Origin of the sequence: Cohnella fermenti (assembly GCF_004801405.1) — a bacterium.
In the GTDB taxonomy this organism is placed as follows: domain Bacteria; phylum Bacillota; class Bacilli; order Paenibacillales; family Paenibacillaceae; genus Cohnella; species Cohnella fermenti.
In genome coordinates this window covers 41,770-58,858 of sequence record NZ_SSOB01000047.1, presented here as the reverse complement: position 1 = coordinate 58,858, position 17,089 = coordinate 41,770, and the positions used below count along the sequence as shown (strand labels likewise).

The 17,089-nt window shown below is 56.1% G+C and carries 15 protein-coding genes; 7 read left to right on the top strand and 8 right to left on the bottom strand.

The annotated features are described in order from the left end of the window. Positions 1-15: 15 nt before the first annotated feature. The 6 genes from E6C55_RS27195 to E6C55_RS27170 all read left to right on the top strand — a co-directional run bounded on the left by E6C55_RS27195 (position 16) and on the right by E6C55_RS27170 (position 6,399). Positions 16-672: a response regulator transcription factor gene (locus E6C55_RS27195; protein WP_136372990.1), complete on the top strand. Its 657-nt coding sequence runs from the start codon at positions 16-18 to the stop codon at positions 670-672. A 12-nt stretch (positions 673-684) separates the two neighbouring features. Further along, positions 685-1,830: a sensor histidine kinase gene (locus E6C55_RS27190; protein WP_136372989.1), complete on the top strand. Its 1,146-nt coding sequence runs from the start codon at positions 685-687 to the stop codon at positions 1,828-1,830. Positions 1,831-1,959: 129 nt separating this feature from the next. Further along, entirely contained in the window at positions 1,960-2,895 is a 936-nt protein-coding gene (locus tag E6C55_RS27185; protein ID WP_136372988.1) for an ABC transporter ATP-binding protein, read from the top strand. Between the two features lie 17 nt (positions 2,896-2,912). Then, positions 2,913-4,034 carry an ABC transporter permease gene (locus tag E6C55_RS27180; protein WP_136372987.1) on the top strand — a complete coding sequence of 374 codons (1,122 nt, stop codon included), beginning with the start codon at positions 2,913-2,915 and terminating at the stop codon, positions 4,032-4,034. Position 4,035: 1 nt separating this feature from the next. Next, entirely contained in the window at positions 4,036-5,187 is a 1,152-nt protein-coding gene (locus E6C55_RS27175) for an ABC transporter permease (protein ID WP_136372986.1), read from the top strand. Positions 5,188-5,379: 192 nt separating this feature from the next. Continuing rightward, complete coding sequence (locus E6C55_RS27170; protein ID WP_136372985.1) at positions 5,380-6,399, top strand: AI-2E family transporter; 1,020 nt, start codon at positions 5,380-5,382, stop codon at positions 6,397-6,399. 68 nt (positions 6,400-6,467) lie between these two features. On the opposite strand, the gene E6C55_RS27165 is transcribed toward E6C55_RS27170, so the two are convergent. After that, on the bottom strand, positions 6,468-7,658 hold the full coding sequence (locus tag E6C55_RS27165; protein WP_136372984.1) for a SulP family inorganic anion transporter: 1,191 nt from the start codon (positions 7,656-7,658) through the stop codon (positions 6,468-6,470). A 22-nt stretch (positions 7,659-7,680) separates the two neighbouring features. Continuing rightward, entirely contained in the window at positions 7,681-8,505 is an 825-nt protein-coding gene (locus tag E6C55_RS27160) for a hypothetical protein (RefSeq protein WP_136372983.1), read from the bottom strand. A 227-nt stretch (positions 8,506-8,732) separates the two neighbouring features. Here E6C55_RS27160 and E6C55_RS27155 point away from each other — a divergent pair, with 227 nt between their 5' ends. Then, positions 8,733-10,721, top strand: coding sequence for an ABC-F family ATP-binding cassette domain-containing protein (locus tag E6C55_RS27155; protein ID WP_136372982.1), 1,989 nt, complete (start codon positions 8,733-8,735; stop codon positions 10,719-10,721). Between the two features lie 156 nt (positions 10,722-10,877). Here the strand turns inward: E6C55_RS27155 and E6C55_RS27150 are convergent, their stop codons facing one another. The 6 genes from E6C55_RS27150 to E6C55_RS27125 all read right to left on the bottom strand — a co-directional run bounded on the left by E6C55_RS27150 (position 10,878) and on the right by E6C55_RS27125 (position 17,016). Further along, a complete protein-coding gene (locus E6C55_RS27150; RefSeq protein WP_136372981.1) occupies positions 10,878-11,201 on the bottom strand; it encodes a hypothetical protein in 324 nt (107 codons plus the stop codon). 2 nt (positions 11,202-11,203) lie between these two features. After that, the gene (locus tag E6C55_RS27145; protein WP_136372980.1) at positions 11,204-12,634 is read right to left on the bottom strand and encodes a toxin glutamine deamidase domain-containing protein; all 1,431 of its coding nucleotides are present in this window, start codon (positions 12,632-12,634) and stop codon (positions 11,204-11,206) included. A gap of 22 nt (positions 12,635-12,656) precedes the next feature. Beyond that, positions 12,657-13,721 (bottom strand): S-layer homology domain-containing protein, encoded by a 1,065-nt coding sequence (locus tag E6C55_RS27140; RefSeq protein WP_136372979.1) that lies wholly within the window; start codon positions 13,719-13,721, stop codon positions 12,657-12,659. A 341-nt stretch (positions 13,722-14,062) separates the two neighbouring features. Continuing rightward, entirely contained in the window at positions 14,063-14,656 is a 594-nt protein-coding gene (locus E6C55_RS27135; RefSeq protein ID WP_136372978.1) for a pentapeptide repeat-containing protein, read from the bottom strand. A 19-nt stretch (positions 14,657-14,675) separates the two neighbouring features. Then, a complete protein-coding gene (locus E6C55_RS27130; RefSeq protein WP_136372977.1) occupies positions 14,676-15,677 on the bottom strand; it encodes a hypothetical protein in 1,002 nt (333 codons plus the stop codon). Between the two features lie 271 nt (positions 15,678-15,948). Beyond that, a complete protein-coding gene (locus tag E6C55_RS27125; RefSeq protein ID WP_136372976.1) occupies positions 15,949-17,016 on the bottom strand; it encodes an S-layer homology domain-containing protein in 1,068 nt (355 codons plus the stop codon). Between the last annotated feature and the right edge of the window lie 73 nt (positions 17,017-17,089).

Genomic DNA, 17,089 nt, shown 5'->3' with positions numbered 1-17,089 from the left:
TGGGAGGAACGACGAATGCCCATCCGAGTGCTGATTGCCGACGACAATTCCTTCATCCGTGAAGGGATGAGGATTATTTTATCGAGCTATGCCGACTTCGAGGTCGTCGTCGCGGTCGAGAACGGCGCCGAGGCCGTCGACTATTGCCTGGCCAATGAGGTCGATGTGGCGCTGCTCGACATCCGGATGCCCGTCATGAACGGCGTGCAGGCGACCCGCGAGATCGCGGCGCGGACGAAGACGAAGCCGTTTATTCTGACCACCTTCGACGACGACGAATACATCATGGAAGCCATTCAAGCCGGCGCGCGCGGCTACCTGCTCAAGAACAACGAGCCCGACCGGATTCGCGACGCAATCCGGAGCGTGTTCGCGGAGCACCGCGTGCTGCAGGATGTCGTGCTGGAGAAGCTGGCGGAGGGCGCGAACGCGGGGCCCGCTGCCGGCGCGGGCGGCCGGATCGACCGCAGCCTGTTCACCGAACGGGAGCTCGACGTTATCGCGCTGATCGCGAAGGGGCTGTCCAACAAGGAGATCTCGAAGAAGCTGTTCCTCTCGGAAGGGACGGTCGCGAACCACATCACGTCGATTCTGAACAAGACCGCGCTCGAGCATCGCACGCAGATCGCGATCTATTACCTGACCGGGGCCACGAAGCCAAGCGAGAATTAGGAGGGCCGCCGCATGGAATTGTGGATGATCGGGGGCAAGGCATCGCTGCTCTTCTACGTAGTCGCCGCCACCTGCTTCCTGTCCGGTCCGGGCTCCGCATGGGATATTTTCGCCTGCCTTCTTTATCTGATCTTGAACGTCGCCATGCTCCTGTTCCCTCGCCGAAGCCTCTCCGCCGCGCTGTTGCTGCTCTCCTCGTCCCTTATCGTCCTGTGCGCCGCACGCTTGTCCCCGGAGTACGCGCTGCTGCTCCCGCCGAACCTGCTAGAGCTGGCCGAGCTCCGCACCCGGGCCGAAGAAGCCAAGACACATGCTCCGCTCAAGCTCGCCCTTCCGCTCCTGCTTGCGCTTGTTCCGCTGCCCTTCCTGCCGAAAGAGCTCATGCCGCTCTACGCCTTCGCGGCGGCCCTGTCGTTGCTGCTCTTCTTCGGTCTGCGCGCCGAACGGAACAAGCTGAGCCGCATGGAACACGCACGGGACCGAATGAAGGCGGATCTGGAGCGGCTGACAAGAGCGCTAGGCGAGAATGAGGCGTACCGGCGACAATCCGAATATACGAGCAAGCTCGAAGAACGGAATCGGCTCTCGCAGCGAATTCATGACGAGATCGGCCATTCGATGGCCGGAGCGCTCATTCAGATGGAAGCGTCCCGCCGGCTGCTCGAGTCCGACAGGGCCAAGTCCGCGGAGCTTCTCGGCAACGCGATCGCAATCTCGAAGGAAGGGCTGGAGCGCATCCGCCTGGCGCTCAAGGACATCAAACCGAAGGCTGAGGAGCTCGGCATTCACCGGCTGCGCCTGTATGCGGACGAGCTGTCGGCCAGGCTCGGCTCCTCCGTCGCAACGACGGTCACCCATCAAGGCGACCTCGACGCGATCACGCCCCTCCAATGGAAAATCATCCAGGAGAACGCGACCGAAGCGCTCACGAACGCCCTGAAGTATTCGGGCGCGACCGTCGTCGGCATCGAGGTCAATGTGCTTAACCGCTTCGTCCAGTCGATCGTCTCCGACAACGGCGTCGGGGCGGCGAAGGTCGTCAAGGGGCTCGGCATCGCCGGCATGGAGGAGCGCGCCGCCTCCGTCGGCGGCACGGTCGTCGTGGACGGAACGCGCGGCTTCCGGGTGACGACGCTGCTTCCGCGGGAAGGCGGATAAAATCAAATCATGAGATTTCTCACGCCCGAAGGGTGAACTTATGCACTGTCATAAGGTCGCCCTTTTTCTCTACAATGAGGACATGAAGAAGAGAGCAGGAAGAACAAGGAATCAAGGGAGGGTACGCAGGTGAACGTACTGGATATTCGCAACGTGACCAAGACGTTCGGCGACTTCGCCGCCGTCGACAATATGAGCCTCAGCGTCCGCGAGGGCGAGATCTTCGGCTTCCTCGGAGCGAACGGGGCGGGCAAGAGCACAACGATCCACATGGTCTCCTCGCTGCTGAAGGCAACGAAGGGCGACATCGAGATTCTCGGCAAGAACATCGCGAAGTTCCCGCGCTTCGCCAAGGCGAACATCGGCATCGTGCCGCAGGATCTCGCAATCTACGAGCAGCTCACGGCTTACGAGAACGTGAGATTCTTCGCCGGGCTGTACGGCCTTCGCGGCTCGCTGCTCCAGGAGAGAACGGAGGAGGCGCTCGAATTCGTCGGACTCGGCGACAAGGCGAAGAGCTTCCCGAAGAGCTTCTCGGGCGGCATGAAGCGGCGGCTGAATATCGCCTGCGCGATCGCCCACCGGCCCAAGCTCATCATCATGGACGAACCGACGGTCGGCATCGACCCTCATTCGCGCAATTATATTTTGCAATCGGTGCGGAAGCTGAACGAGATGGGCTGTACGATCATCTACACAAGCCACTATATGGAGGAAGTCGAAGAGATCTGCACGCGCATCGCCATCGTCGACCATGGGAAAATCATCGCCGAAGGAACGAAGGAGCAGCTCAAGGCGATCGTGACGGACACGAAGGAAATCTGGATCGGCGTCCGTTCGGAGGAAGGCGTCGGGATCGAAGCGTTGCGGAGCATCCCTGGAATCGTCTCGGCCCGCATCGACGACGGAATGATCAAGCTGCAATCCAAGGCGGAGATCAACAACCTGAACGAGATTATTCAGCAGCTGATCCGCAGCCGTGCCGACATCCGCTCGGTCGAAGAGCAGGCCCCGAACCTCGAGTCGGTATTCCTGACCCTCACAGGACGGAACCTGCGGGATTAGGGGGAGGAGAGAGCGAGATGAAGATCGCCAGCATCGCCTGGAAAGAAGTTGTTACCACGATAAGGGACAGACGCGCCTTCTTGTTTATGCTTGCCTTCCCGATTGTCCTTATGCTTATTCTCGGCTCGGCGCTGAGCAACGCCTTCACGGACAGCCTGAGCTTCGACGAATTGAAGCTGGCTTACACGCTGGAGGATCAAGCCTCGCCGGTGGAGAGCTACTGGAACGGGTTCTCGACGTCGCTCGCAAGCAGCGGCGTGGCCGCAACGGCGTTGTCCGCCGAAGCCGACGGGCAAGCAGCCGTCAAGAACGGCGAATACGCCGCCTACGCGAAGATCGGAAGCGACGGAATCGCCTTCTACGGCAGCTCCAAGCTGACGGTCGAGAGCGACATTCTGCAAGCGATGCTCGCCTCGTTCGCGAACCGTTACTCGCTCGCTATGGCAGCGGCGAGCCAAGCCCCCGACGCCCTCCCTTCCTTGCTCGCCGCGGCGGGAAGCGGCACCTATGTCCGCGAGACGTCGCTGACGGCCGATCGCGCGCCGAATTCGATGGATTATTACGCGATGGCCATGTCGACGATGATCGCCTTCTATGCTTGCATGTCCGCAACCCAACTGTTCCGCAGCGAGAAGCTGCGCCATACCGCGCTCCGTCTGACCGCCGCCCCGCTCTCCAAGGGCGAGCTGTTCGCGGGGAAGATCATCGGCAGCACCGTCATTAACTTTGTCTTCGTCATCGCGGTTGTTGCGTTCAGCCGGTTCGTGCTTGGAGCGGAATGGGGCAGCCACTACGGCTCCGTCCTCCTGCTTCTCTTCACGGAAGTGCTGCTCGCGGTAAGCGTCGGAGTCGGGGCGAGTTACCTGTTCAAGAGCGACGGCGGCTCCTCGGTCGTGATGATGGTCACCCAGATCTTCTCGTTCATCGGCGGCGCGTACTTCCCGCTCTCGGGCATGACGGGCTGGTGGGTGTGGGTCGCGAAGCTCTCTCCGCTCTACTGGATCAACAATGCCCTGGCCCGGATCATCTATTCGGATGACGTGCAGGCCATGTGGCCGACGCTGCTGCTCAATGTGATTCTCTCCGTCCTATTCTTATCTCTCTGCGCAGCATTCATGCGCAAGAAGGAGGCCCTCTGACATGCGGAACGATTGGCTATGGCTCGTTCGCAAGAACCTGACTTTGATCCTGCGCGACCGCAAGAGCGGTCTGCTCCATCTCATCCTGCCCATCGCCGGGGTGCTTCTGTCCCTGCTTCTCTACGGGAACACGAACAGCGGAACGCTGCACATCGGCATCGCGAACAACGACGGCGATGTCTCCATCGCGGCCGACGCGGCGGACTACCTCTCCCGCCTGGAGAAGGTGGAGGTAACGATGCTTGACGAGGCCAAGCTGAAGGAGAAGATCGCAAGCCGCGAGATCGACAGCGGCGTCGTGTTCCCCGCAGGCTTCTCGGAGAAGCTGAAGCACGGCGAAGCGCCGGCCGCGGATATCGTCTCCATCCGAGGCGCGCAGGTGACCGCCTACGTCGGCGCCATGCTGAACGAATACCTCGGCAATACGGCGGCGATCGCGCAGACGAGCGCGAGCAATCCCGAGCTGTTCGACCGGCTGTACGAGGACTTCGCCCACAGCGGTTATCAGGTGTCATCCAAGACGCTTCGGGATTCTTCCGGCAAGAAGGACGTCACTTACCAGGCGATCGGCTTCCTGATCCTGTTTATGCTGACGTCCTCCTACTCGCTCACCGAGTTCATGTCGAAGGAGAGGGAGAACCGGACGTTCCTGCGGATGATGTCCTCTCCCGTCTCCTCCCGCATCTACGTCCTGGCCAATGTGACCGTGAACGCCATCGTGCTCGCGGTGCAGATTGTGCTGACGCTGATCTTCATGGAGGTTGTGCTCGGCATCGACGCGGGAGTCCCGTTCGGGGAGCTGACGGCCATTCTGTTCCTGTTCGCGCTGGCGGCGATCGGACTCTCGCTGCTTATCGTCTCCTTCTCGTCCAGCAACGCCGCTTCCGCAGCCCTGTCGAATCTCGTCATCACGCCGACTTGCCTCCTCTCGGGCTGTTTTTTCCCAACGGATATTATGCCTGACGCGGTTCGCCGCATCTCCTCCTTCCTCCCGCAGCGCTGGCTGCTCGATTCGCTGGATAAGCTCCAGGGCGGGGAACGGCTGTCCGATCTGCCGCTCAACCTGGCGATTCTCGTCGCCTTCGCCGCCGCCTTCGCGCTGATTGCCGCCTACCGGCTCAGCCGCAAGGACAACACCGGCCAGTTCGTCTGATCCGCCTGCCGGCTCGTCCGGCTTCGTTCGACCTCGTTCGGGCATTCTTCCTTAAGGGGAAGGATGCCCTTCATCGCGTGCAAGGTGTGTGCCGGACAGGAATTTGATATATACTTGTTAAAAAGAAGAAACCGATGGCAATCTCATCCGTAGGAGTAGTTACGCACAAGTCTATATAGAAGAGGGAATTACATGGGAATGATTCGAGAGTTCTTCGCTTCGCCGATCGTTCGCAAGATCGCGGTCTGCCTGTTCGTCCTCGCGGCCGTCTACCTGCTCCGGGACATGCTTAACCTGCTCCTGCTTCTGTTCCTTGTCACCTTCGTCATGAACAGCTTGACCGGCTTCGTCACGAAGAAGCTGCGCAGACTGTTCCCGGTCCATCCGAACGCCGTCGCCAGTCTGCTCTATATCGTCATCATCTCCGCCATGGTAATCGGCATCACGAATTACGTGCCGAAGATTATCACGCAGGTGACCGATCTGATCAATACGATCGTGAAGTTCCTCGATACGAACAAGGACGACCAGATCGCCCAGAAGCTGACGGAAGCGATCAATACGTTCAAGTACGAGAATTACGTCGACAAGGCGTTCCACTACATCTCCAAGCTCGGCGAATGGCTCGAGATTATTCTGGTCGTTATCCTGCTCAGCTTCTTCTTCATTCTGCAGAAGGGGGCCATCCTACGCTTCACGTCCAAGTTCAAGACGAGCAAGGTCGGCGGCTTGTACGAGGAGATGGAATACTTCGGCAAGAAGTTCGTCGACTCGTTCGGCAAGGTCATCGAGGTGCAGCTTATCATCGCGATCGTGAACACGGTTCTGACGATGATCGGGCTGTGGATTCTCGGCTTCCCTTACCTGTTTATTCTGACGATCCTCGTCTTCCTGCTGAGCCTCATTCCGGTAGCCGGCGTCGTCATCTCGTTTATCCCCATCAGCGTTATCGCGTATCAGACCGGGGGCTGGGTCCTCGTTATCTGGACTGTCGTCATGATCCTCATCATCCACGCGGTCGAGACGTACGTGCTCAATCCGCGGCTGATGGCTCACAAGACGAAGCTTCCGATGTTCTACACGTTCGTCATCCTCGTCTTCTCGCAGCATTACTTCGGCATCTGGGGACTGATTCTCGGCATCCCGGTGTTTATGTTCCTGCTCGATATTCTCGAGGTCAAGACCGACGATGAGAAAATACTCCAAGAGTAAATAAAAGAAGGGCTGCTCCGGATAGCGAGACCGAGTCGATCGGTTCAGCTCCTCCGGGCAGCCCTTCCTTATCCTTCAAGCTCTTTGTTGGATCGTGGAAGGGGCAATCTCGCACCTGCCTTCGCCAACAGATTCAACAGTACGCCCACGACAACCCCGATCGCGAGGTTGTCCGTCGTGACGACAATCGCGACCGTCGCGAGCATGATGAGCGCGTCCGCCTTCGGCACCCGCCGCAGCTTCGCAACGGACTTCCAGTCGAAGATCTCGACGCACACGTACATCATGACGCCGACGAGGCCCGCCATCGGAATGGCGGCCACGACGTCGCTGAGCGCGAAGATCAGCACGAACAGCGCGAGACCCGCGACGACCGTCGACAGGCGGGTGCGGCCGCCGTTCTTGACGTTGATGACCGATTCCGCGACAAGCGCGCAGCCGGCCATGCCGCCGATAAAGCCGGTCGCGGCGTTCGCGATGCCTTGGCCGCGCAGCTCCTTGTCCTTGCTCGTCTTCTGCTCGGTCAGATCGTCCACCATCGTCTGCGTCAGCAGCGTCTCCGAATAGCCGACGACCGCAAGCGACAACGAGATCGGCAGAATTGTCCCCAGCGTGCTCCACGTCAGCGGGAGATCCGGGAAGTGCGGCAGCGGGAGCTTCGCGCTGATATCCGCCAGGTCTCCGACCGCCTGGAAGTGGCCTCCCGGCAGCAGTACGACCAGGAGCGTCATGGCCGCGATCGCGACGAGCGGCGACGGGATCGCCTTGAACCAGCGCGGCAGCACGTAGATGATGACGAGCGTTCCCGCAACCATCGCGTACATCGGCCACGATTGCCCGTCGAAGTAGCGCAGTTGCGACAGGAAGATCAGAATCGCAAGCGAGTTGACGAAGCCGGTCACAACCGAATGCGGAACGAAGCGCATCAGCTTGCCCATCCGGAAGACGCCCATCAGGAATTGAATGATGCCGGTCAGAATCGTTGCCGCGAACAGGAATTCGAGCCCATGGTTCGCGACCAGCGCCGTCATCAGCACCGCCATCGAGCCCGCCGTCGACGAGACCATCCCCGGCCTGCCGCCGAAGATCGAGATCAGAAGAAGAATGCAGATGGTCGAATATAAGCTCACCATCGGATTGACGCCCGCGATGAAGGCGAACGCCAGCGAATCGGGAATGAGGGCGAGCACCGTCGTCAGCCCGGCCAGCACGTTCAGCCGAATGCCCGACAGACGGTTTGGTTGCAGCTTGCTCATCATGTTGCGTATCGTTCCTCCATCATTATTGCGTATTCACGTAGGAGAGATTCGAGTCCTCGATCTTGGACAGCTTGGCCCCATCGAACACGAGGTCGGCGTTCGGATCGAGCCGCGTTCCTCCCCCAACTTCATTCTGCCCCGGCAGCTTGTCCTCGTCGGAGACGACGGCAAGCCAGATCGTCAGGCCGATCGCGATAAGCGCCAGCGCGAACGAGCCGCGGGAGGTGCGGGCCTTGATGCTCGGAAGCACCCAATCGACCCGGCCGATCTTCCGTCTGCGCCTCTTGGCGCGATTCTGCAGCGTGCTGATCGAGAGCACGGGCAGGAGCACCATGCCCGCCGCGGTAATCCAGCCGATCGGCTCCGCCGCGACGCACGTCAGGTAGAACGCCAGAGCCGAGACGAACGCCATCAGTTGAATCGGAACCTTGAGCGCAGGGTCCGCCGCCTTCCGGCGCGCCGGAGCGTCCAGCGGCTGCTCGGGATCGATTCTTGTTGTGCTGGAATCCGCTTTCACGTCGATGCCGGCGAAGAGCGTCCACAAGCGAAGCACGGAGGTGCGAAGAACATAGGCGCAGATGGGCACCATCGGAATCATCTGCACGAGGAAGCGGCTGTGCCATTCCCGCCAGCCGGTCTGAGGCCATTCCAGAAGTCCGGTTACGATGCGAAGGACCACAAGCGCGGCGCCGAGCAGCACGAACAGGAACGCGCCGAAGGCTCGTCTCCTCATATGAGCATAATTGGCCGAATAAGCGATCCGGCCTGTCCGATAGACGGCAATTCCCCAGACGAGCATGATCCAGAATGCGATCATCCCGTCCAGCCCGAAGATGTATTCCGTCATGACCCTTCCCCCGATCTTCCCGTTCCTTCTATATGTATCGAACGTAATGGCATGTATCGAATGCAATCTCCGCCGCAACCTGTCTCTGTAGTATTATATCCCCATGTCCGGCATTATGCCAATCCGTCCGAGGTCGGTTCTCGCAGAAGAAAAAAGAAGAATTATGGTATAGTAGAGAAGATCGGAACGGGTTAACGCCACATTCTTGTGCAAAGTAGGGTCGATACATGAATCTCATGTCCATTGAACATATAACGAAGACACACGGCGAGAAGCTTCTGTTCGAAGATGTTACCCTCGGGGTCGAAGACGGGGACCGCATCGGCATCATCGGCGTGAACGGCACCGGCAAGTCGACGTTCCTGAAGGTGATCGCCGGCCTGGAGCCGGCCGACTCGGGAACGGTCAGCGTCGGCAGCCGGGTGCGCGTCCGCATGCTGGCGCAGGACCCCGAGTTCCGCGCGGGGGAGACCGCGCTGGAGCATGTGCTCGGCGGCGATTCGCCTTCGCTGCTGGCGGTGCGCGATTATGCGGCCGCCCTGGAGGCGCTGAACGCGAATCCGGAGGACGAGAAGCTGCAGCAGCGGCTGATCGCCGCCAACCAGCGGATGGACGAGTTGGACGCCTGGCAGCTTGAGAGCGACGCCAAGATCGCGCTCGGCCGGCTCGGCATCGAGGATTGCGATGCGATCGTGGACCGCCTCTCCGGCGGGCAGCGCAAGCGGGTGGCGATGGCGGCCGCCTTGCTCCAGCCCTCCGACGTGCTTATCCTCGATGAGCCGACGAACCACATCGACAACGATTCCGTCGCCTGGCTGGAAGGGATGCTGCAGAAGCGGCGCGGCGCGCTGCTCATGATCACCCACGACCGCTACTTCCTCGACCGGGTCAGCAACCGCGTCATCGAGCTGGACCAGGGCCGGGCATTCTTCTATGAAGCGAATTACAGCCGATTCCTCGAGCTGAAGCTCGAACGCGAGCAGCGCGAGGCGGCTTCCGAGGCGAAGCGCCAGAACCTGCTCCGCAACGAGCTGGCCTGGATACGGCGCGGGGCGCAAGCCCGCTCGACGAAGCAGAAGGCGCGAATCGAGCGGTTCGAGGCGCTTAAGGCGCAAGCGCCGAAGGGCGGGAACGGCAAGCTGGACGTGTCCGTCGCGTCCGCCCGACTGGGCAAGAAGATCGTCGAGCTGAGCAATGTAACCAAGGCGATGGGCGGCCGGACGCTGATCCGGGACTTCAGCTACATAGCGGTTCCCGAAGACCGGGTCGGCATCATCGGCCGCAACGGCAGCGGGAAGTCCACGCTGCTCAAGATGATCGCGGAACGCCTGCAGCCGGATTCCGGCACCGTCGAGCTCGGCCCGACCGTGAAGCTCGGCTGGTTCTCCCAAGAGCACGAGGAGATGGACGGCAATCTGCGAGTCATCGAGTACATTCGCGAGGGAGCGGAGCAGATTCGCACCGCGGAGGGCGAATCGTTCTCCGCCGCGCAGATGCTCGAGCGCTTCCTCTTCCCTCCCGCGATGCAATGGACGCTCATCTCGAAGCTGTCCGGCGGCGAGAAGCGCCGGCTGCAACTGCTGCGCGTCCTGACCGAGGCGCCGAACGTGCTCCTGCTCGACGAGCCGACGAACGACCTGGACATCGCCACATTGGGGGTCCTTGAAGATTACCTGGATGATTTTCCCGGGGTCGTCTTCGTCGTCTCCCATGACCGCTACTTCCTCGATCGGACGGTCGACCGCCTGTTCGTCTTCGAGGGCGCCGGCGTCGTCTCGAAGCAGGAGGGCAACTATTCGGATTACGAGTCGCGGCAAGCCTCGATGGGCTCGGTTATCGACGCCGGCTCCGGCTCGGGTTCTGGGGGCGGATCTGGGGCCGGATCTGGGGCCGGTTCGGATGCCGCCTCGGCCAAGAACAAATCCGCAGCCGCACCGGCATCGGCCGCTAAGTCGCCGGAGCGCGAGCGCGCGCTGAAGATGTCCTACAAGGATCAGAAGGACTTCGAGCAGATCGACGGCTGGATCGCCGAGGCGGAGGAGCAGCTAAGCCGGATCGCATCGCAGATGGAAGCCGCGGGCAGCGACTCCGTCCGCCTGCAGGAGCTGATGGAGGAGCAGCACCGGCTCGAGGAGAGGCTGGACGAACTGCTTGAGCGCTGGACGGAGCTGAACGAGCTGGCCGAGCGGATCGAGGAACAGAAGGGGAAGCGTTAGGACCGACTTCGGCGGTTCACAGTCCCCACGAGGCAAGAAGAACCGCCTGGGAGGCTCCTCCCGGCGGGTGTTGCAGATTGGGGGCTCGATGCGATTCTTACACACAGTCCATCAATGATATCCAGCATGGCGCCACGGTAATATGCCCCCACTTTCTTACAATCCTTTTGCTTCAAAATATTTTGACATAACCTGAATATATTCCCGCAACTTATCTGGTTCATTCATGAAATCAGCAATAAGTCTCAGTTCACCTTTTTTGCTTATTGCATATGCAGCACCCCATGTAAGTATTTTTTCGGGCGGCCCGACAATTTCCTGCTTCCTGAAAAAAAACCAACAATATTCAGCTTCAGCATGCTTATCACTCAGCACAGTGTCGCTTTCGTCCTCAACGAAAGGTGCTAACTGCTCAAATGCAGCTTTTTCTGCTATCGCTTTTGCCTGCTCAAACGTTATTGTCGGTATATATTCTCTCATTGTTATCGTACCCCTAGCTCTAGTTTTAAGGTCGGGTGGAGTTCTACAATCTTTCCAATCTGAGTGTCGATGTAGTATATTTCTCCGTTTCTATTCACAACATTTATTACATGCTCTACACTACCTTGATGAATAATAACAATACCATTGGCTCCATCTCCAGCCTCAAGCAATTGCTTGCTTACATCTGAAACAGATAGATTTTTTTGTGTACCAAATGGCGCTGAATACAATAAATCATTTCTCCCCCCATAGCCTTTAGAAGCCTGGGCTACTGCAAATACATCGTCTCCTATTAATCTTGCAGTAGCGGCATTAGCGCAAGAAACACAGTTTGTATTTACTCCTGGACCTGCCCCATCTACATAATGAGGGTTTATCCCTTTTAGCTCGGGAAAAATATCATCAAGAAGTTTGGTCGAAGTATATACATGGTCATATGCACTGCCAACACCCTTCCCGGCCACCGGAAGGCCATCAATCAAGCCTTCGGCTTTAACCGCCGCCGACTCCGCCTTCCCGGCCGCCGTTGCGGCCTTGGCCCCTGCGCCCAGAGGAATCAGCAGCTCCAGCAGCTTCTCCGTCCCGAAGCCTACCATCTCGGCCTTCCGGTTCGTGTCCGCTTGCCTGTACTCCTCCAGCATACTCGAAAATGCGTGTAACGTCGCCTCATACGTAGCTGAAGCCCGCTCGGGGAACGTTCGAATCTCCAGCACTTGGCTGTCCACGTAAGCGATCAGGTCCTCCTTCAGCTTGCCGAGCGGATCGTCGGCGAATGCCGTCTCGTATACGTAGCCTACCGCTTCCAGCCCATCCGCTATCGGCTTGTACGCCTGACGGGTCGCTTGCAGCCCCAGCTTCGCGAAGCTGCCGATGGTATCCAGCGCGCCCTTGAGCACGCCGGATTTGAAGAAGGTCCCAACCTCGGGCGCCCCTCCCATGATGTCGAGCGTTCGCAGGTAATCGATCTGCCGGTTGCCGTAGGCCAACGCTTCGTCGAGGAAGGCGTTGCCTTGGCCGAGCCAGCCGTCGAGCGTGTCGCCCACAAGCTGCAGGTCCCCGCCGAGCTCCCGAATGCCCGCTCTGGCGCCGTCCGCCCGGTCCTTCAGCCAGCCCCATACGGAACCGCTCTTGCCCGAGACGATACCCGACGCCGATAGCAGCGCCATGACATCCTTGTCCGCGCGCTCGTAGCGTTCCACTGCGGAGAGGATGTACGCCGACAGCGCACCGAGCCGACTCTCGATTCGCCCGATGCCGCTCGCGCTGCCGCCGATCCGACCGGACAGCCCGCGCCGGGCGAGGATCGCCCCTTCCACGCGGCTGCCGACCGTCCACACTTCCTTTTCCACCGAAGCCGCTCTTTGTTCCATTCGTTCGACATCCTGCCCAATCTGCATCAATCGCGACAGCTCCGCTTGGATAAGGGACATCCGATGGCCTCCCCTTCCTTGTTCATCCAATCACTTTAGGTTCTACATCGATAGCCGGATAGCCGTAGTGATATCCCGCTATAACCGTCATCAACTCGTAGCCTGGCTTAAGCTTCATCTCCAGGACATGGTCTTTGGTAAGCGTCGTATAGGTCATGTAGCCGAAGTCCACTGTAATCGACTTGTTGGCTTCCGAAGCGGCCCTGACCTCCGGCATATTCGTACCTAGCGTTTTATATAGATAGGTTGCGGTCGCTTGCGCCAGTGAAGGGAAGTCCCCGCTCCCATCATCCCATAGATCATACATATTTAACCAAAGGTTATCGACATTCGAATTTACATAATCTTCATCCGGGTAATCCATATAGATATAATCTTTCCCTACGTGGTAGTGAGTGTTTTCGTACATCGTTCTAACGATGGCTACGCCCTTTAGAGTGAGGGTACTGAAGTTGACATGATGATAGACTCGATACATGGCGAGTATCGCTTGCTCTCTCGTGAACGTTCCAAGAGGGTCGAACTTGCCTCCAGTACCCTGCATAATTCCTCTAGATCCAGCGGCCAATACTTGCGGTTGTGCCCATGTAGCAATCTTATTAAAGTCATTGTAAGATTTCTTGACTAAATCGCTAAATCCTAAGCCCGAACTATAATGCACAGTGTTCACAAGCATAGTCGCCGCTTCCTGACGGGTAATCAGCTTATCCGGCGCGAACTCGGTATCAGAGATACCGTTGATGGCTCCAATTGCGTAGGCGACTTTGATGTAGTCAGCATCCGTATCCATGAACGTAACATCTACATCCACTTTTTTCAGGAAAGTCGGAATATCCCAAGGAGACTCGGAAGAATTCTCTTTGTTTATTTTCGTAAAAATAGATTGAACCAGAAGCTCCGCAAACTCATCCCGAGTGATAGCCGCTTGGTAGTTCGACTTCAGACGATCCGGCACTAGTCCCGCTGAGATCGCCGCGTTCACATCGGACTCCGCCCAGGACGATGGTGTATTGTTCGTAGCGGCTAAAGCGGGTAACGACGTAAAGAAAGCAGCAACTGCGATTATAAACGCGATCATTTTCTTCATCAATCATTCATGTCTCCTTTGTGTAAAAAATGTATAGTTTTTTCCATCACTCATCCTTCGATTATATTGGTTGGGAATCTGAGGAAGAATATTTTTTTATACTCTCCCTCTTGACGCTAGTTAACTTCCTCAAAAAGAAACCCCGAAAGGTAAGAAACCAATCGAGGCTTGCAGTTCTCTAGATCGGACACATCCTCGTCGGAAACGAAGGCGCCGAACTTGTTGATCCACCTGTCCTAAATGACAAAACCTTCATACGGGTATTACATGGGCTATGGGTGTTATTAGTTGAGTGATAGGTTCGTTCGGCATTGGATAGCCCCTCCGAAAGCATGTAATCATTACTGTTCTTTAGCTCGTCGAGATAACCACTCGACCGCATCCTTTCCAACTAACTTTTCAGGGTTTCCCTTACTACCAATATCAATCCATTCTACCGATATTGTTTCAATTCCTTTAACACCAATTAACTTGATTCCATGTACTCTGCATCCGCTAATTGAACTATTTGATAAATCGCCTTGATTAAATATTGCATTTTCTAAATTAGTTTCTGACAGTAAGGTGCTAGCAAAATTAGCACCTGTCAAATCCGCTTCTTCAAAATTTGAATCAATAAAAGTGGTCCTGAAAGCATTACAATTTACCATTATTGCCTTCTCAAAGTTTGTATGATTGGCTTCTGCTTTTACAAGACTAGCCCTAGATAAATTTGATAACCTGAAACTGGAGTATCCTAGGTTTGAGTTACTCAAGTTTGCATTCGTTAAGTTTGTCGAGTCTAAATTGGAATCTAGTATGACTGTCTCACTTAAATCAATATTAGAAAAATCCTGATTTGATAAATCAGTTTCTGATACAAATAATTGTTCACCCTGTTGGCCTAAAGAATCTAACCATTTTATATGATCCGCAATCATTTTATCAATGACCATTATAGTCGCTCCCTCCCAACTACGGCCAAATTTTCACATTGTCTATCAATCCTGTTTTTACCAATTCATTCTTTAACTCTGATAAATGTTCCTGTGATAAATTTCTAGTATCTAACATAACGTTTTCCCCATTAGAAATACTCTTTCTTATATTTGTCATTGCATCAGATAGATTATAACCTTTTGGAGCATAATTCGAATTAAACGCTTTAACATCCCATTTTTGACCCGATGAATCAATAAACTCTGCTTTACCACTTGGGTCTCTAACCAGACCTTTTACTTCACCTTTAGCTTCAAGGCCAAGTCCAACTTCACGTTCAGCTATGGTCTTTGATGTAACTTTATTTCCAATTGCAGGGTCTGTTGCTAGTGCATCTAATTCAGCTTGGGTTCTAGTAGCAGTATTTCCCGCACCCTCAGACTCCCCGCGCTTAAAGCTCTGCACCAAGTCGCTTGCATCTTCCCCCAGATTTTGGGCTCCGTTATACATAACCGACCCTGCGTGTCCAAGGACGACAAGCCCTGCGGCGTTCAAGCTCAATCCTGCAAGAGCTCCCGCTCCCGTCGCATCCAGACCCAGGCCGACCCCTTCCATGCCTATGGCGGCTGCTCCCTCGACGATGCCTATCACTTCCGATGCCAGATCTCCCACGATTTTCCCAGCCAGATAGGACTTCTGATGCTCCGTCTCCGACTCGATTTGAGTCATTCCCAGCAACACATTTTCGGTTACCGCATCTGCGACTCCTTCAACGAAGGAACCGACTGCCGTGCTCTCCAGCGCTTCGATGGCTTCCTTTGCGGTATTTTCAACAAAATCAATGACCGTTTCTCTGACTTCCTTTACTTCGAAATACAATTCCAGCGCTTCCTTGGTCGCATTCGCAAAAATATCGGTTGCCCTCTCCCGCCAACTCGCATGATCCCCGGCAGCGCCAATCTCTCTTAATCGAGACGATTGAATGACGATCTCTCTATCCAACCGGCCGTAACGCTCGATCGAGCCGCTGATAACCATCTGAATTTGCTTTACCTTTAGCTCCAGTGCCTCCGCGCTGTCGATCGAGCTTCGCAGCCTTGTGCCGATGCTCCTTCGAGCTTTGATTTGCGAGTCCACTTGGGAGACGACCGAGGATAGACGTTCTGCCCCATCGGTCAATCTGCCCGTATATCGTGCGGAGTCATCGTAAAGCCGACTGACGACACTGAGGTCGATGCTTATCCGAGACAGCTTGCCCACCTCTCGTTTCCCTAGCCTTAGTCCGTTGGCAGGGGTCTCCTGTGACGGACTAGCCAATTATTTTCGGTTCTACATCGATAGCCGGATAGCCGTAGTGATATCCCGCTATAACCGTCATCAACTCGTAGCCTGGCTTAAGCTTCATCTCCAGGACATGGTCTTTGGTAAGCGTCGTATAGGTCATGTAGCCGAAGTCCACTGTAATCGACTTGTTGGCTTCCGAAGCGGCCCTGACCTCCGGCAAACTCGTATCAAGTAGCCTTGAATAGAGATAGGTTGCTGTCGCTTGCGCCAATGATGGAAAATCGCCGCTCCCATCATCCCATGCGTCATACAAGTTCAACCAAAGATGATCCGCGTTCGTTTTGAAGTAGGTTTCGTCAGGATAATCCATATAAATATAATCTTTCCCTACGTGGTAGTGCGTGTTTTCGTAGACCATTCGAATGACTGCTGCACCTTTCAGGGTAAGGTTACCAAAATTGACATGATGATAGACTCGATACATGGCGAGTATCGCTTGTTCCCTTGTGAACGTTCCAAGAGGGTCGAACTTGCCTCCAGTACCCTGCAACACAAGCATAGAACCAGACATAAGGACTTGCCCTTGAGCCCATGTGGCTACTTGATTGAAATCGGAATATGACTTCTTGATCATTTCACTAAAGTATATCCCAGAACTATAATGCACAGTGTTCACTAGCATAGTCGCCGCTTCCTGACGGGTAATCAACTTGTCGGGAGCGAACTCGGTATCGGAGATGCCGTTGATCGCTCCGATTGCATAAGCAACTTTGATATAGTCAGCATCGGTATCAGTAAACGCTACGTCTACATCCACTTTCTTCAGAAACGCCGAAATGTCCCATGGGGATTGTTCAGGGGTCGCTTTATTTACTTTCTTGAAGATAGATTGAACCAGAAGCTCTGCAAACTCATCCCGAGTGATAGCCGCTTGGTAGTTCGACTTCAGCCGATCCGGCACCAGTCCCGCCGAGATTGCCGCGTTCACGTCGGACTCCGCCCAGGATGATGGTTTATTGTTCGTAGCGGCTAAAGCGGGTACCGACGTAAAGAAAGCAGCAACTGCGATCATAAGCACGATCATTTTCTTCATCAATCATTCATGTCTCCTTTGTGTAAAAGGTGTATAAGTTTTCCATCACTCATCCTTCGATTATATAATGGTT

What these genes read in the sequence shown, in the direction of transcription:
- E6C55_RS27195 (WP_136372990.1), top strand. Translation starts at nt 16, where the DNA reads ATGCCCATCCGAGTGCTGATTGCCGACGACAATTCCTTCATCCGTGAA.
- E6C55_RS27190 (WP_136372989.1), top strand. Translation starts at nt 685, where the DNA reads ATGGAATTGTGGATGATCGGGGGCAAGGCATCGCTGCTCTTCTACGTA.
- E6C55_RS27180 (WP_136372987.1), top strand. Translation starts at nt 2,913, where the DNA reads ATGAAGATCGCCAGCATCGCCTGGAAAGAAGTTGTTACCACGATAAGG.
- E6C55_RS27175 (WP_136372986.1), top strand. Translation starts at nt 4,036, where the DNA reads ATGCGGAACGATTGGCTATGGCTCGTTCGCAAGAACCTGACTTTGATC.
- E6C55_RS27170 (WP_136372985.1), top strand. Translation starts at nt 5,380, where the DNA reads ATGGGAATGATTCGAGAGTTCTTCGCTTCGCCGATCGTTCGCAAGATC.
- E6C55_RS27165 (WP_136372984.1), bottom strand. Translation starts at nt 7,658, where the DNA reads ATGATGAGCAAGCTGCAACCAAACCGTCTGTCGGGCATTCGGCTGAAC.
- E6C55_RS27160 (WP_136372983.1), bottom strand. Translation starts at nt 8,505, where the DNA reads ATGACGGAATACATCTTCGGGCTGGACGGGATGATCGCATTCTGGATC.
- E6C55_RS27155 (WP_136372982.1), top strand. Translation starts at nt 8,733, where the DNA reads ATGAATCTCATGTCCATTGAACATATAACGAAGACACACGGCGAGAAG.
- E6C55_RS27150 (WP_136372981.1), bottom strand. Translation starts at nt 11,201, where the DNA reads ATGAGAGAATATATACCGACAATAACGTTTGAGCAGGCAAAAGCGATA.
- E6C55_RS27145 (WP_136372980.1), bottom strand. Translation starts at nt 12,634, where the DNA reads ATGTCCCTTATCCAAGCGGAGCTGTCGCGATTGATGCAGATTGGGCAG.
- E6C55_RS27140 (WP_136372979.1), bottom strand. Translation starts at nt 13,721, where the DNA reads ATGAAGAAAATGATCGCGTTTATAATCGCAGTTGCTGCTTTCTTTACG.
- E6C55_RS27135 (WP_136372978.1), bottom strand. Translation starts at nt 14,656, where the DNA reads ATGGTCATTGATAAAATGATTGCGGATCATATAAAATGGTTAGATTCT.
- E6C55_RS27130 (WP_136372977.1), bottom strand. Translation starts at nt 15,677, where the DNA reads ATGGTTATCAGCGGCTCGATCGAGCGTTACGGCCGGTTGGATAGAGAG.
- E6C55_RS27125 (WP_136372976.1), bottom strand. Translation starts at nt 17,016, where the DNA reads ATGAAGAAAATGATCGTGCTTATGATCGCAGTTGCTGCTTTCTTTACG.